This window comes from Acinetobacter sp. ESBL14 (assembly GCF_036668815.1).
Classification (GTDB): Bacteria; Pseudomonadota; Gammaproteobacteria; order Pseudomonadales; family Moraxellaceae; genus Acinetobacter; species Acinetobacter gyllenbergii.
In genome coordinates this window covers 1,355,075-1,369,934 of record NZ_JAZEVS010000001.1, presented here as the reverse complement: position 1 = coordinate 1,369,934, position 14,860 = coordinate 1,355,075, and the positions used below count along the sequence as shown (strand labels likewise).

The following is a 14,860-nucleotide window of genomic DNA, read 5'->3' as shown; positions in this document are numbered from 1 at the left end:
AGAATCATTAAATCTATTGAAGTAAAATGATCCCAAATTTATTGCTTCTACTTACTATGACGAACAGCTTTAAAAAAAGTGGAACCAAAATGCTAAAAAAAATTTAATTTTTTTGAATGTAGATATTCAAGACACCCACACCTGTTATTTATTGATTATTTTTTTGAAGAGATAACAATGAGATAAGGTGTAATTTGATAAACCTTTAAATTTGGAAAGACGGTTGCCAATAATTTGAGTGCATCCTGTGTCTGATCCAAGGGCAAAACGGCATTCACTTGGATATGACTTAAAGCTTCAGCATTAAATAGGATTTTACCTTTATAATTTTGGTCTAATTCTTTTAACACCTGATCGAGTGGTAAATCCTCTACCATCAACTGATGTTTATTCCACTTTTGCTGTTCATTATAAATATTGAGTGCTGAAATAGGCTGCACTCCATCCTGATTCATACTCACAGCCTGTCCTGCACTCACAATCACTTGTTGTTTGGAATACACATTTGCTGCTTGCACCCGGACCCGAGAATGCAACATTTTTAACTCGGTTACAGTAGGCGCATAGTTCACACTAAAAGCAGTCCCAAGTGCCTGAATCTGCCCATGTTTGGTTTTAACTAAAAACGGTCTATGTGGGTCTTTAGCGACATCTACATAAATTTGTCCCTGCACCAATTCCACAACGCGTTGATTGGCTTGGAAATCGATATTGACTGCACTTTTGCCACGCAAGATTAAACGGGAACCATCTTGCAAGGTTTGTGTAGTCCATTGTGCTGAATTGCCCTGAATGTCTGCTGTTACATAAGCAATAGAGTAATCTGAAAAATAAAAAATGCTGCCACTGACTGCAACCAAAGCAATCGCAAAAGCACTCCCCACCCTCAGATGCTTATAGGTTTTCGCTGAACCCAGACCTGCTTTAAGTGCTGACTTGACCACTTTTTTATGCTGCGTGCTTTGGGATACGTTTTGAATCGAACAAAGACACTGCTCAATATCAGCTGCAATTTTTTGATGTTGTTGGCTGTTCTGTTTCCATTGATTAAACTTTAATTGCGCATTTTTTCGGGTCGGCTCATCATCTGAACTGAGCTGTACAATCCATAATGCAGCTTCCTCAACCAGTTGCTGATGCTCCTGCTTATCCATTGCCATTTAAATACTGACATCCATTTCTAAACGAGCCTGATAACAACGAATTAAACAACTGGCTAGATATTTTTGAATCATTTTGGTCGAAACACCCAACTGCTCAGCTGTTTCTTTATGCGTGTAACCTTCTAGATAATGTAATATAAACGCTTGTTGCGCTTTTGCAGAGACATCTTCTAAGGCTTTACACATTTGGTCGAGCGCTTGAATAATCTGCATTTGCTCTTCTGGTGAAGCCACACCATCCAGCATATACTCCATTTGGCTTAAACCATCCAAATAGGCTTGTTCGATTTTTTTACGACGTACCTGATCGATGAGTAAGTTTTTGGCAATCGAAGTGAGATAGGCACGTGGTTCTTTAATCCCAAAAAGTTCATCACGTGTTTGCAACAATTTTATAAAGGTATCTTGTACCAAGTCCGCAGCTTGATCGGTATTACCTAATTTTTGTCTCAGCCATTGATGAAGCCAGCCTCTATGGTTTCTGTATAACTGATCTACAAGCATAGGGGTTTTGTTCACGATCATCTGACTCAAAACAAAGTATGCTTAAATGATAATAATTATCATTTGTAAAATCAAGCAAGAATCTGACAAACTTGTATTGACTGTTATTTTTATAAGCACAAGTTGAATATTCCACCGCTCTTAGAATACAGAAACAAAAAATAAATCATTGATTCAACAATGCTTCTACCCAAAAAATCAGTTCATTCATATGCCTATTTCTACGCTTTAATTGTTCTTTGTCTGGAATGTAATAACATAATTCGGATTGCACACTTTCAGTTGCTAGTGTTTGCATCAATTTTGCCTGTATTAATCGACTGATCAATGTGTTTGAGCAAAATACTAATCCATTGGCCATCAGTGCTTCTTGAATACCAAAAATTTCTTGGTCAAAGTGCTGCACAGTTATGCTTTTTCCCTCAAAAGTATTTTTCTCAAGCCATGTTTGCAATGGCGGTTTAGGCAAATTCTTATTTTTCCATTCGGTGTTAAACAGCGTAGTAGACTGTTCAGCCCAATTCTCTCTAAATAGCCCTGCGGCTGCAAATACATTAAATGACTCATATTTAATAATATCTGTAGAGCAAACAGATGCCACAGCCCCATAGCGAATTGGCAGTGCATATAAATGATTTTCCAAACTTTCACCTGTCGAAATTTCCACTGAGATTTCTGGGTGCATTTTTGAAAAATCATGCATGGCGGGAATTAAAACCATTGCGGCCAGTGAAGACGTGGTGGTGATTTTAATCACTCGACTGGCAGTGCTCACCTCTTCCAAAGCATCTTCAATGGTACGAAACCCATTTGATATGGCACTCGCTAATTTCTCTCCAGTCTCAGTTAAACTAATTTTTCGAACCTGCCGATAAAATAAATCCACATTTAAACGGTTTTCCAGATTACCAATGTGATGTGAAATCGCCGTCGGTGTGAGTGATAACTCTTCCGCAGCCAACTTAAAACTACCTAAACGAGCGGCAGCTTCAAATGCCTTCAAGGCTTGTAGGGAAACCTGCATTTTATAATGCCCCATAAACTAGCTTTATAGATGAATTAGACTCATTCATAGCTGCAATTTACTCGTTTGTCCAGTCTGCAACGGCTACTTAAGATAAGTTTATCTTTTTTATATCTAGAGTGCCTGTTATGACGAGCCTATTACATATTGATGCCAGTGTTCGAGCTGCTTTCAACCCGAATCCACATCATAACTCTATTTCAAAAAATATCGCGAAACACTTTATCAATGCATTACAAAAGCAATATACGATAGATGAGTATATTTATCGTGATGTAGGCATGAATCCACCCGCTTTTATTAATCAAGACTGGATTGGTGCTGTGTTTACCCCAGAAGAAAAAAGAACAACTGAGCAGAAGGAAATCTTAGCTTTATCTGACCAACTGATTGCCGAAGTTTCAGCAGCCGATCTTATTGTGATTTCATCACCGATGTATAACTATGGTATGCCTGCACAATTAAAAGCATGGTTTGATCAAATCATCCGTATCCATAAAACTTTTGATTTTGATCTGGCCCGTGGAGATTTTCCACTCCAACCCTTACTATCAGGTAAACGTCTGGTCATCATTACCTCAAGTGGTGAATTTGGTTTTGACGCCGATGGGATTCGTGCTAATCAAAGTCATCTCGTCCCACATTTGCGAACCTTAAGTAAATATTTAGGGGTTGAGCATATCGATGAAATTGCATCCGAATATCAAGAATTTGCAGATATTCGTCATCAAAACTCGCTAGCATATGCATTAGATCAAGCAGATGCTCTTGCAGTAGAATTGAAATTGAGACTGATTCAACAACAGCGTCTAGCACAACCGATTGAATATCAATAAAATCATTATCTAAGCAAATACGGCACGTTTGATACTAGAAGACTATGAATAAAGTGACATTCAAATCACTTTATTCATCTGGAAAGCAGCCAATTATTTCGCTTCTAAAGCATCAATCATTGCAAAAGCTGTCAGACGTGCTGAAAATGGATTTTGTCCTGTAATCAAGTTGGCATCGCGTACTACATTCGGTACAAACGGAATGAATTTTCTTTCATAGAGAGCACCACGTTGTTTAGCAAGTTCTTCGGCATTATAAGGGACTTTTTTCGCCACACCTGCCAATACTTCTTCACACCAGGCAAAACCTGTTAGCTTTTTCCCAGCAATTAAATACTGTCCCGTAGAAAGTCGAACATTAAGCAATCCACAATACCCATGACAGACACTGGCAACAATACCGCCTTTTTCATAGATATTTTTAGTGATGTCTTGCAATTCAGCATTATCAAGGAAGTCCCACATCACACCATGACCACCTGTATAATAGATTGCATCATAATCTTGCCAATTAACCTCTGAAGGTTTTTTGGTCGTTTCAAGCAGTTGCATAAATGCGGGATCATTTTTGCGTTTTAATACAGAGGCATCAGCAACGAAACGCTCTAATGATTTAGGTTCTATTGGCGATAAGCCGCCGTTTGGACTAACAATATCTTGAATATAATTATGCTTTTCAAACTCATCATAGGCATGGGTAAGTTCCCCCAACCACAGTCCAGTCGGTCGATTAATGCCTTCATACTCAGGGACATTGGTTACAACATGTAGGATACGTTTTGACATCTTTCACCTCAGTTTTTAACTTTATTGTCAGGCTTGCTTTTACACCACTATAAGCTTAAAGTTTACTTGAATGTCAAGAGGAAAACAGTCAGATGAATATCAGCGAATTATCAAAACAAAGTGGTTTAAGCACGCCAACAATTCGTTATTATGAACAAATCAAGCTGCTTCCAAAGGCAAAACGAAAATCCAATGGTTATCGTGAATATAGCGAAAATGATCTGAAACAGTTATTCCTGATCCAGCAGGCACAACAAGTTGGCTTTTCTTTGACAGAAATTAAATCTTTTCTTCCTTCCAATGTCACAACATGGAACCATGATATTTTAATTGGCCTGCTCGAGAGTAAAATCAAAGATATTGAAGAACTTGAACAAAAACTAGCAATCAGTAAACAAAATCTACAGTTGATGATTATGGCCATTAATAATAAGCCTGATGAAATTACCTGTGAGGAAAATGCGCAGCGCTTACTTAATCTTTACTACGCTAAAGATAAAACCTAAGCACGGTATCCAAAAAAGCCATTGATCAAACATCGATAAAAGCGCTTGACCTTAAACCCAACTTTAAACATAGCATTTATCTCAGGTAATCAATGAGGAGCCTGTCATGTTTAAAGCGTGGAATTTTAATAATTGGTTGATCAATATTTTGATGCTGATGTTAGCAAGTAATACCGTTTATGCCGCTGACATTGCGAAGCAGCAATCTGAAATCAAAGGCAAGATCTTAGTGGTCATGACCAACCATTCTGCTTATCCTACCCGCTCAGATCACACTGGATTATGGCTGACCGAACTCACCCATTTTTACGATGTTGCACAAACTGCTGGTTATAAAATGGATTTTGTCAGCCCACAAGGTGGTGCAGTACCCTTAGATGAGCGTAGTCTCAAGTCAATTTATGTGGATCAATCCGCAAAAAAACATCTGGCTGATCCTCAGTTTATGCAGCGCTTAAGCAATACACTAGCTCCCAATGCCATTGATCCCTCCCGCTATAAAGCAATTTATTACACGGGTGGACATGGCACCATGTGGGATTTTCCCAACAACCAAAGCCTAAAGCAGATCAGCGAAAAGATTTATCAGCAAGGCGGTGTTGTATCTGCAGTATGTCATGGTGTAGGTGGGTTATTGCCGCTTCAAACCCCAACGGGTAAAGCACTTATTGCAGGTCGTACGGTTACAGGCTTTGCCAATATTGAAGAGACCTTATCAGGGATTAAGTCCCAAGTTCCTTTCTCGTTGCAAGATGGATTGGTCGCACGCGGCGCAAAGTATAAGCGTAGTTTCTTACCCTTTACATCTTATGTGATTGCTGATGATCGGATTATCACTGGACAAAATCCACAATCCAGTAAGGAAATTGCAGTCGCTGTTGTCGAACGGTTAAAAACCTTGAATTAAAAACTTTAATGAAAAGCCAGTTCAAAAGAGCTGGCTTTTTTATCATATTAAATTGCCCCAAAACCCTCTTTATTGCCCTCGATTGAATATCTGATCTATTCAACTTCCTCTGTTGATTGATTTTCTTCCTTTAAAACACTTGACCTTAAAGTGAGCTTTAATCTTAGCATTTGTTTTAGGTTAATAGGAGGAACATGATCATGTTCAACAATTTTGCTTTAACTCGTAACATCGTTACGATATCCATCAGCTTCTTACTCGGTACAGCAAGCTATGCAACTGAGGCCCCAATCAATACCACCACAAACGATCTTACCGCTCCAAATACAAAGCAAACGACTGTCGTTGAGTTTGGTCCCTATAAAGTCAATGTGCCGAAAGGCGGCTATTATGATCGCTTCCGTATGAATCCAGACTTAGATGAAGTAGCCAAAGACCCTGCAGCAGGCAATATTGATTACTTCCGTAGTATTCCTAAAAAGCTGGTTGATACCCGAGTAGGTCAAGTCTGGTCACCGAATTTCTATTATCGAACCAGTAATGTTCAAGTATTGATGTTAGCGCCTATTGCAAAATTAAAAGCTAAACTCCCCGCTCCACTTGAACCTTTACAGCCGCTCCCTGGGTATGGCTTAGTTTCATTGACTTTCTTCTCTTATGCCGTGGGTGATGTCGATCCCTATGATGAGGTCTCTGTTGCCATTGTTGTTCGTCAGCCCGGTGCACATCACTTTAATAGCACTGAATTACTGAGTTCCATGCGTAAGCACCAATATTATGGACATGTACTTGCTTTACCCGTAAATACTGAAATTGCCCGTGTTCGTGGGGTTTATGGTTATCAATTACCTAAATGGTTAACACCAATAGATATGAAAATTGGTAACCACGACCTACAAGCCCATATTTTTAATACCGATGGCAAGCCTGATTTAAGTCTGACAGCTCCTCTGCCTAAGATTAAAACAGTAAAACCACAATCACGAATTGAAACCAAAACTATGTATCAGTTAGTTGATGGTAAATGGCACAGCACCTCTGTGGAATCGAATACGCTTGCATTTGGGCAGAAGCTATTTCCTAAAAATGTGCAGCTTATTCGAAGTGGTGGCCCACTGAGCAAATTACTGGATGACTTAGGTGCAAACAAGATCTTACGTTTAGATGTCGTAAAAGATGCGCAATTGGCACTCAATATGCCCGTTCCTTTTCCTACGTTGGATAAAGTTAAAGAGAATACAAAATAGATGTATAAGAAAAAATCCGCTTTCTAAATAAAGCGGATTTTTTATGGTCAGAAATCACTTTTTCCTTTCCAATATTTTTAATCACTTGCCAATAAAAAAAGCCAATGACAGATTGTTCTGCAATTGGCTTTTGCTCGGTCAAGCTATTTATTGCCTTAGCATTGCCAGCTTATTCTCTTATGAAGCAAATGAATATGTACGCATCCTTTTTTTATATTGGTGCGTACGGCAAGTCATTGCTGTTTGCTGTAACGCCAATGCCCAGATTGGAGATACCTTTGGATTGGTGGTTTTACCCAGACTGAGTTTACGTAACTGGAATTTCACTGTTGCCATGTTGGCAAGCGATGCTAAAGTTTTATTTTCCCATCTGATCGGTTTGAGTTCAGGTGCGTTATTTTGCCCTTGTTTCCACTCATTTGGGAGGTTGGGGTCAATCGCGAGTGCTGTCGCAATCCCAACCATATCGACACCACTTTCAATGACTTGTTCAGCCACTTGTTTACGACGGATTCCCCCAGTCACCATTACAGGCATGCTGGCTACTTTGCCAATCTCTTGAGCAAATTCTAAGAAATAAGCTTCACGCGCCAAGGTACGACCATCGCGTGCCTGACCTTGCATGGCTGGAGCTTCATAGCTACCACCCGATAACTCAACTAAATCAACAGCCTGTAGGTTGAGCATCATAACCACTTGTCGCGCATCTTCAGCACTAAAACCACCACGTTGGAAGTCGGCAGAATTCAGCTTCACAGCTACTGTAAAAGTGTCTGAAACTACAGCACGCACTGCTTTGACAATCTCGATCAAAATACGCGCACGGTTTTCTAAAGAACCGCCCCATTGATCTTGACGTTGATTGCTCAAGGGCGAAAGAAATTGACTGAGTAAATAACCATGTGCTGCATGGATTTCAACACCAGTAAAACCGGCTTTTTCTCCCAATCGTGCAGTATTAGCAAAACGTTGGATCACTTCATCAATCATGTCTTGGGTCATTTCAATCGGCGTATTAAAACGATCTGACATTTTACCTAAATCCAAGGCAACTGCTGAAGGTGCCCAAGTTTCTTGACCTAAATTGGCTTGCATTTGACGACCAGGATGGTTAATTTGCAACCACACTTGCGCCCCCTTAGAACGGCCAATTTGCGCCCAGCGTTTGAACATATCCAAATATTTTTCATCTTCCAGAACCACACCACCAGGCCCAGTCATGGCACGACGATCCACCATCACATTACCCGTGATAATCAAACCAGCACCACCGTCAGCCCAAGCTTGGTATAAACGCATCAATTCTTCAGATGGCGCATGATTTAAATCCGCCATGTTTTCTTCCATTGCAGCTTTTGCAATGCGATTGCGGATATGTGAACCATTTGGGAAAACTAATTTTTCAAATACTTTCATTTTTGTCACCTCTTTGACGATGTATTTACTTTAAGATTAAAGTAAACTTTAATGTCAAGCGGTTTTATTTCCCTTTATATATACATTCTTAGAATAAAAAAGAGAGGCATAAATGCCCCTCTTTTCCAGTTTAAACTTCAATATAATCAATCACACTTATGGGCGGATAAATGCCAATAGATCTGGATTAATCACATCCGCATTGACCGTGAGCATCCCATGTGAGAAACCTTTATAGGTTTTTAAAGTCCCATTTTGTACCAACTTTGCAGACAATACCCCAGAGTTTTCATAAGGTACAACCTGATCATCGTCACCATGCATCACCAGTACAGGGACTGAAATCTTTTTTAAATCCTCAGTAAAATCAGTCTGAGAAAAAGCCACAATCCCATCATAATGTGCTTTGGCACCGCCCATCATGCCTTGGCGCCACCAATTCCAGATTACTGGCTCAGATGGATTTGCATCTGGACGGTTAAATCCATAGAAAGGACCTGCAGGTAAATCATAGTAAAATTGCGAACGGTTTTTAAATAATTGGTTTTGCAAATCGTCGAAGACTTCTTTCGGTAACCCATTTGGATTATTGGCTGTTTTCACCATAATTGGCGGAACCGCACTGACCAAAACGGCCTTAGAAACATTTGCTTCACCATGTCGTGCAATATAGTGAGCCACTTCACCACCACCTGTTGAGTGACCAATATGCACCGCATTTTTGATACCGAGATGTTGTACCACCGCAGCGACATCATCTGCATAGTGATCCATATCATGGCCATCCCAAACCTGACTTGAACGACCATGACCACGACGATCATGTGCCACGACACGGAAACCTTCATTCAAAAAGAATAACAGTTGCGCATCCCAATCATCTGAACTGAGTGGCCAACCATGATGAAAAAATAAGACCTGTGCATCGCGAGGTCCCCAATCTTTATAAAAAATATCTACACCATCTTTTGTCGTAATGTAAGCCATCTTTGTTTCTCCTGTGTAAGATTTACACTGTCGAGTTCTGATTTATGTTGTAATCAATGTTCATGGAATCACATATTTTTCAAACTATCCGCATGGATAGTGACTCTATACTAAGGTTAAAGTTAGCTTTAAGGTCAACATAATTAGTCCCATTCTGATAACAAAAATGTAATTTAATGATTAAAAAATAAATAGATGATCAATAGACTTATTCATTGAGATCAATGGTTTTTTTCATAAATTTAAATGTTTTCAGTACTTGTTTTCTTTACATTGTTTCAACGAACCGGCTTTTTACTTATCAAATATTAAATTTAGCTGCTTGACATTAAAGTTGACTTTAATCTTATAGTGATTCTCAAGCAATCAATGTGCAGGTCTTGGCATAAGACTGGATGGATTGGGTCAATATAGGTTAAATATGAATAGTCATCAGCAATTTACTGAAGTTGAATTTGGACAGCAAAAAGTCAAAGTACCGAAAGGTGGTTACTATGATCGCTTTCGCATGCATCCCGATTTAGACCAAGTCGCTCAAGACCCTGTGGTGGGGAATATTGATTTCTTCCGTAAGATTCCGAAAAAATTGCTTGAATCCAGAGTTGGCCCAGTTTGGGCACCCAATTTTTATTATCGTAGCGCTAATGTGCAGGTTCTAATGCTCGCACCGCTTAAACAACTCAAGAAAAAACTGCCTGTTCCTTTAGAACCGCTACAGGCTTTTCCGGGTTATGGACTGGTCGCGCTCACTTTCTTTACTTATTCCGTTTGTGATAACGACCCTTATAACGAAGTCTCAGTCGCAATTGTAGTGCGTAAACCCGATGCACGTGGCCCACATGCACTGGAACTGATCAATTCGATTCGGCAACGACATTTCTATGCTCATGTTTTAGCCCTACCAGTTGATACAGAAATAGCACGGGTACGCGGCGTTTATGGCTATCAGTTGCCCAAGTGGCTGACTGAGATTAATGTCGACATCAACCCGATCGAGGTGAATGCCAATTTGATGGATACGGAAGGAAAAATTGATTTAAGCCTCAGCGCAGCAACGCCAACTTTACAGCAAGTGCAGTCGGAGACACGAACCAGTGAAGCCACAATGCTACATTTGGTCGACCACAAATGGCATCAAACACGCGTGCAATCAAATATCCTCTCTTTTGCACAAACCTTATTCCCAAGAAAAGTGAATTTGGTTCGTCATGGTGGACCTTTAAGCCAGTTATTGGATGAACTTGGTGCATCGAAAATTCTTCGTTTAGATGTGATTCATGACGCTCAAGTTGCGCTACATTTACCGCAAGCACTTTAAAAATTCAAACGATCAAACAATCAATGGAAAATAAATCATGAACCAAACAAAATATGATCTTGTGGTCTTCGGCGCCACCAGCTTTGTTGGCCAGATCCTCACCAGATATCTGGCAGAATACTTTGCTGACCAGAAAGAACAGCTGAATTGGGCAATTGCAGGACGTTCACAGCAAAAACTACAACACGTAAAAGATGCTTTAGGCACAGCAGGACAAGCTATTCCGATCTTGGTTGCCGATGCCAACAATCAAACCGAACTCGATGTGCTTTGTGCACAAACACGTGTGGTGGTCTCAACGGTTGGCCCATATGCCTTATACGGTGAACCATTAATTCAAGCCTGTGTAAACAATGGGACAGATTATTGTGATCTGACTGGAGAAACCCAGTGGATTAAACAAATGATCACTAAATATGAAGCACAAGCCCAGCAATCAGGTGCGCGTATTGTGCATTGCTGTGGTTTTGACTCAGTCCCGTCCGACATGGGGGTCTATTATTTACAACAACAAGCACAGCAACAGTTTAATGCAGCTGCGACCCAAGTCAGTATGCGAGTCAAAACCTTAAAAGGTGGCGCATCGGGTGGCACAGTGGCAAGCTTGATCAATGTTGTTCAAGAAGCCGCTGCTGATCCTGCCTTACGTAAAGATCTGCTCAATCCCTATATTCTTTGCCCTGTAGATCATGGCAATACCCAAAGACAAATTTATATCAAAACAGCCAAATTTGACCCTGATTTTAATGCATGGATTGCACCTTTTGTGATGGCGGCAGTCAATGAACGTGTGGTACATCGCTCAAATGCCTTATCTGGCAATGCTTATGGCAACAACTTTAGCTATAACGAAGCCATGTTGACTGGTGAAGGGCTAAAAGGACGCTTAAAAGCTTTAGGCGTTGTTTCTGGCCTAGCTGCGTTTATGCTCGCTGCAGTGAGTAAACCTGTTAGCCAAGTCATGGAACGTTATTTACTGCCAAAACCAGGGGAAGGTCCAACCCCGGAACAGCAACGCACTGGCCGATTTGATCTGCGTTTTATGGGTAAAACTGATGCAGGACAAAGCCTGAAAATTAAAGTGACTGGCGACCGCGATCCCGGTTACGGCTCTACAGGAAAGATGTTGGGACAAGCAGCGCTGAGTCTTGCCATTGACCATGCCAAAGACAGTGAAAAAGCTGGACGTAACGGTGGATTTTGGACACCTGCAACGATGTTTGATGATCGATTCATTCAACGTTTAACAAAGCACGCAGGGCTTAAATTTGAACAGATTTAAAACGTTCTATAAGCGAATGTTCTATTCGAATCCCTAAGTTTTAAAACAAACAGTATTCATCCTCCCCTATACATGATGAATACTCAGGAACTAAATCAATGAAATGTATTACCTTTAATGGCGCTGGTGGGCCTGAAGTGATCACCCTCAGTGAGCGGCCAATTCCAGAATTAAGCGATGAGGGTATCTTAATTGAAGTCGTCGCTGCTGGGATTAATGGCCCTGATGTCATGCAACGTCAGGGCTTATACGCCCCTCCCACTGGTGTCACCGACATTCCAGGACTAGAAGTTTCTGGCATTGTAAAACACGTCGGTCAATCGGTGACTAAATTTAAAGTCGGTGATGAAGTTTGTGCTTTGGTTCAAGGCGGTGGCTATGCGGAATATGTGGTTGCGCATCAAGACAACGTCCTGTTTATTCCAGATGGCCTCAACTTAGTTGAAGGTGCTATTTTGTTAGAAACCTTTATGACGGTTTGGTCGCATTTATTTCAGCATGCCAAATTCCGTCCAAATAGCTCTATTCTGATTCATGGGGGTACCTCTGGTATTGGGACAACGGCAACTATGCTGACCCATGCTTTTGGTGCGGCCCAAATTTTTACTACGGTTTCAAGTCTGGCACATCAACAAGCCAGTATTGAGATTGGCGCGGATGTTGCGATTAACTACAAACAACAAGATTTTGTTGAAGAAGTTAAAAAGCATACAGATGGCAAAGGTGTCGACTTTGTACTGGATATTATTGCAGGCGATTATATTCAAAAAAATTATGAAGTTGCGGCCATGAATGGCACTATTTTACAAATTGGTGTGCTGAAAGGACTAGCACAAAATCTGAATATCTTTCCGATGCTGGCAAAACGTCTGACCCATACAGGTGCAACCTTACGTTCTCAGACGCCAGAAGCCAAAGCTCAGGTTATGACTGCCCTGCAAGACAAAGTTTGGCCTTTAATTGCTAAAGGGCAACTGAAGCCATTGTTATACCGAGCTTTTGATCTGGAAGATGCACAACAAGCGCATACCCTTTTACAACAAGGTGAGCATGTGGGTAAGTTAGCACTCATCGTTAAAAAATTAGTGTAATAAAGCATCTCAGGCCTTAGAAATTAAGGCCTGATTTTAAAACTTAAAGCATGAGACGTTTTCTTGCTGCAAGATATTCTCTTTCAAGACGATTCACGAGTTCCTCGACTGAAGTCGTGGCTTTAATTGCATTTAGACCTTGTCCACATCCCCAAATATCACGCCAAGGTTTGACCTTGTGCTGTGTACCATCTTCATTCGGTGTACTGAAATCCATATCTTTCAAATTACCTTCAGGTAAATTGGCTGGATCAAGCCCCGCTGCACGAATACTTGGTGCAAGATAGTTACCATGTACACCGGTAAACAAGTTGGAATAAACAATTTCATCTGAATTGTGATCGACAATGGCCTGCTTATAGGTATCTTCGGCATTGGCTTCATGGGTGGCAATAAATGCTGAACCGATATAAGCAAAGTCTGCTCCCATTGCCTGTGCAGCAAGAACCGCATCACCTGTAGAGATCGCACCCGATAAAGCCAGTGGTCCATCGAACCATTCGCGGATTTCCTGAATTAATGGAAATGGACTCTTCACGCCTGCATGACCACCTGCACCTGCTGCAACCGCAATCAAGCCGTCCGCCCCTTTTTCAATCGCTTTCTTGGCAAAGGTATTATTAATGACGTCATGTAAAACCACACCGCCATAACTGTGGGTAGCATCATTGATCTCAGTTCGTGCACCCAAAGAGGTAATCACAATCGGCACTTTGTATTTGACGATCAGTTCCATGTCATGTTCAAGACGATTATTACTTTTATGCACGATTTGATTAATTGCAAAAGGTGCCGCTGGTCGCTCTGGATGTAAGGCATTATGTTCAGCAATTCCTTCTGTGATCTCTTTAAGCCATTCTTCCAGTTTTTCAGCAGGTCTCGCATTTAGCGCTGGCATCGAACCAATCACCCCTGCTTTACATTGAGCCAGCACCAGCTTGGGTGTGCTAATAATAAATAACGGTGAACCAATTACAGGGAGTCTCAGGTTTTTCATTAATTCTGGAATTTTCGACATTCGTTTTATCCTTAAGATACTCATTATTTCAAATAGATATAGCTAATTTTAGAAATAAGAAGCATTTCACTTTTATAGATTCACTTCATCATATCGAGATAAAAGAGTTTATGCAACAAGTTGCATAAACTTTAGATTCACATTCGCCTTCTAATACAAACAACAAATTATTCGAATAAAAAAAATTATTATTTAATTAAATATCAATATATTAAAAATTAAACCGACTTAATTTTAATCAACATAGATTCTTACACATCATGGTCATGCCTTGAATCTGTAGCAAATTCTTTTCTTTTGCTACCATACGATCCCCCTTTTACTAGCATGATCAAATAAGAATCGTTACCAACAATATCAATGCGATAGTGCTTAAAGATGATATGCTGCGTTAATTTTTGATTCATTTATTAATCTCCTGGAGCTAAGTGATGAGCGTGATGACAAAAAAATTGCAACAACTGCGATTTGCCTCTGTACTCGAGGCCGTGACTTTATTGTTGTTATTTGTTGTGGCAATTCCCTTAAAGTACGCATTTGATTTACCGATCGCGACAAAAATCATGGGACCTATTCATGGTCTGGCGTTTTTATTTTATCTTTGGAACTTAGTGCGCACCGCTTCACTCTGGTCTGGCATTGAATTGTTCAGATTATTTGTGCTGGCCTTTATTCCATTGGGTGGTTTCTTTAACGAAAAATACATCGCACAACGTCAAGCCAAACTATAAGTTTTAGATATTGATCACAAAAAAGGAAATCCGATGATTTCCTT

16 protein-coding genes are annotated in these 14,860 nt (G+C 40.4%); 8 read left to right on the top strand and 8 right to left on the bottom strand.

Going from position 1 to position 14,860, the window contains the following annotated elements:
* Positions 1-155 precede the first annotated feature (155 nt).
* From V6E90_RS06770 to V6E90_RS06760, 3 genes are all read right to left on the bottom strand, one after another.
* A complete protein-coding gene (locus V6E90_RS06770; protein ID WP_065341958.1) occupies positions 156-1,160 on the bottom strand; it encodes a FecR family protein in 1,005 nt (334 codons plus the stop codon).
* Positions 1,161-1,682: a sigma-70 family RNA polymerase sigma factor gene (locus V6E90_RS06765; RefSeq protein ID WP_171068267.1), complete on the bottom strand. Its 522-nt coding sequence runs from the start codon at positions 1,680-1,682 to the stop codon at positions 1,161-1,163.
* Positions 1,683-1,833: 151 nt separating this feature from the next.
* Entirely contained in the window at positions 1,834-2,691 is an 858-nt protein-coding gene (locus tag V6E90_RS06760; protein ID WP_332604894.1) for a LysR family transcriptional regulator, read from the bottom strand.
* A 128-nt stretch (positions 2,692-2,819) separates the two neighbouring features.
* Between V6E90_RS06760 and V6E90_RS06755 the strand changes: the two genes are divergently transcribed.
* Entirely contained in the window at positions 2,820-3,527 is a 708-nt protein-coding gene (locus V6E90_RS06755; protein ID WP_332604893.1) for an FMN-dependent NADH-azoreductase, read from the top strand.
* 93 nt (positions 3,528-3,620) lie between these two features.
* Here the strand turns inward: V6E90_RS06755 and V6E90_RS06750 are convergent, their stop codons facing one another.
* Positions 3,621-4,313 (bottom strand): type 1 glutamine amidotransferase domain-containing protein, encoded by a 693-nt coding sequence (locus V6E90_RS06750; RefSeq protein ID WP_065341961.1) that lies wholly within the window; start codon positions 4,311-4,313, stop codon positions 3,621-3,623.
* A 92-nt stretch (positions 4,314-4,405) separates the two neighbouring features.
* On the opposite strand from V6E90_RS06750, the gene V6E90_RS06745 reads away from it, so the two are divergent.
* The 3 genes from V6E90_RS06745 (at position 4,406) to V6E90_RS06735 (ending at position 6,973) form a co-directional block, all read left to right on the top strand.
* Entirely contained in the window at positions 4,406-4,819 is a 414-nt protein-coding gene (locus tag V6E90_RS06745) for a MerR family transcriptional regulator (protein WP_016540092.1), read from the top strand.
* 106 nt (positions 4,820-4,925) lie between these two features.
* Positions 4,926-5,726 (top strand): type 1 glutamine amidotransferase domain-containing protein, encoded by an 801-nt coding sequence (locus tag V6E90_RS06740; protein WP_332604892.1) that lies wholly within the window; start codon positions 4,926-4,928, stop codon positions 5,724-5,726.
* Positions 5,727-5,926: 200 nt separating this feature from the next.
* The gene (locus V6E90_RS06735; protein WP_332604891.1) at positions 5,927-6,973 is read left to right on the top strand and encodes an acetoacetate decarboxylase; all 1,047 of its coding nucleotides are present in this window, start codon (positions 5,927-5,929) and stop codon (positions 6,971-6,973) included.
* Between the two features lie 177 nt (positions 6,974-7,150).
* Here the strand turns inward: V6E90_RS06735 and V6E90_RS06730 are convergent, their stop codons facing one another.
* Both V6E90_RS06730 and V6E90_RS06725 read right to left on the bottom strand, forming a co-directional pair.
* Positions 7,151-8,389, bottom strand: coding sequence for an NADH:flavin oxidoreductase/NADH oxidase family protein (locus tag V6E90_RS06730; RefSeq protein WP_016540088.1), 1,239 nt, complete (start codon positions 8,387-8,389; stop codon positions 7,151-7,153).
* Positions 8,390-8,545: 156 nt separating this feature from the next.
* Positions 8,546-9,376, bottom strand: a complete 831-nt coding sequence (locus tag V6E90_RS06725; protein WP_332604890.1) for an alpha/beta fold hydrolase — start codon at positions 9,374-9,376, stop codon at positions 8,546-8,548.
* Between the two features lie 421 nt (positions 9,377-9,797).
* Here V6E90_RS06725 and V6E90_RS06720 point away from each other — a divergent pair, with 421 nt between their 5' ends.
* From V6E90_RS06720 to V6E90_RS06710, 3 genes are all read left to right on the top strand, one after another.
* Positions 9,798-10,694, top strand: coding sequence for an acetoacetate decarboxylase (locus tag V6E90_RS06720; RefSeq protein WP_332604889.1), 897 nt, complete (start codon positions 9,798-9,800; stop codon positions 10,692-10,694).
* 37 nt (positions 10,695-10,731) lie between these two features.
* On the top strand, positions 10,732-11,976 hold the full coding sequence (locus tag V6E90_RS06715) for a saccharopine dehydrogenase family protein (protein ID WP_332604888.1): 1,245 nt from the start codon (positions 10,732-10,734) through the stop codon (positions 11,974-11,976).
* Positions 11,977-12,074: 98 nt separating this feature from the next.
* Positions 12,075-13,067 carry an NAD(P)H-quinone oxidoreductase gene (locus V6E90_RS06710; RefSeq protein ID WP_332604887.1) on the top strand — a complete coding sequence of 331 codons (993 nt, stop codon included), beginning with the start codon at positions 12,075-12,077 and terminating at the stop codon, positions 13,065-13,067.
* A gap of 43 nt (positions 13,068-13,110) precedes the next feature.
* Here V6E90_RS06710 and V6E90_RS06705 read toward each other — a convergent pair whose 3' ends face one another.
* Together V6E90_RS06705 and V6E90_RS06700 are read right to left on the bottom strand one after the other, a co-directional pair.
* Positions 13,111-14,085: an NAD(P)H-dependent flavin oxidoreductase gene (locus V6E90_RS06705; protein ID WP_332604886.1), complete on the bottom strand. Its 975-nt coding sequence runs from the start codon at positions 14,083-14,085 to the stop codon at positions 13,111-13,113.
* Between the two features lie 251 nt (positions 14,086-14,336).
* Positions 14,337-14,492, bottom strand: coding sequence for a hypothetical protein (locus V6E90_RS06700; RefSeq protein WP_332604884.1), 156 nt, complete (start codon positions 14,490-14,492; stop codon positions 14,337-14,339).
* A gap of 24 nt (positions 14,493-14,516) precedes the next feature.
* On the opposite strand from V6E90_RS06700, the gene V6E90_RS06695 reads away from it, so the two are divergent.
* On the top strand, positions 14,517-14,816 hold the full coding sequence (locus V6E90_RS06695; RefSeq protein ID WP_065341969.1) for a DUF3817 domain-containing protein: 300 nt from the start codon (positions 14,517-14,519) through the stop codon (positions 14,814-14,816).
* Positions 14,817-14,860: the final 44 nt, after the last annotated feature.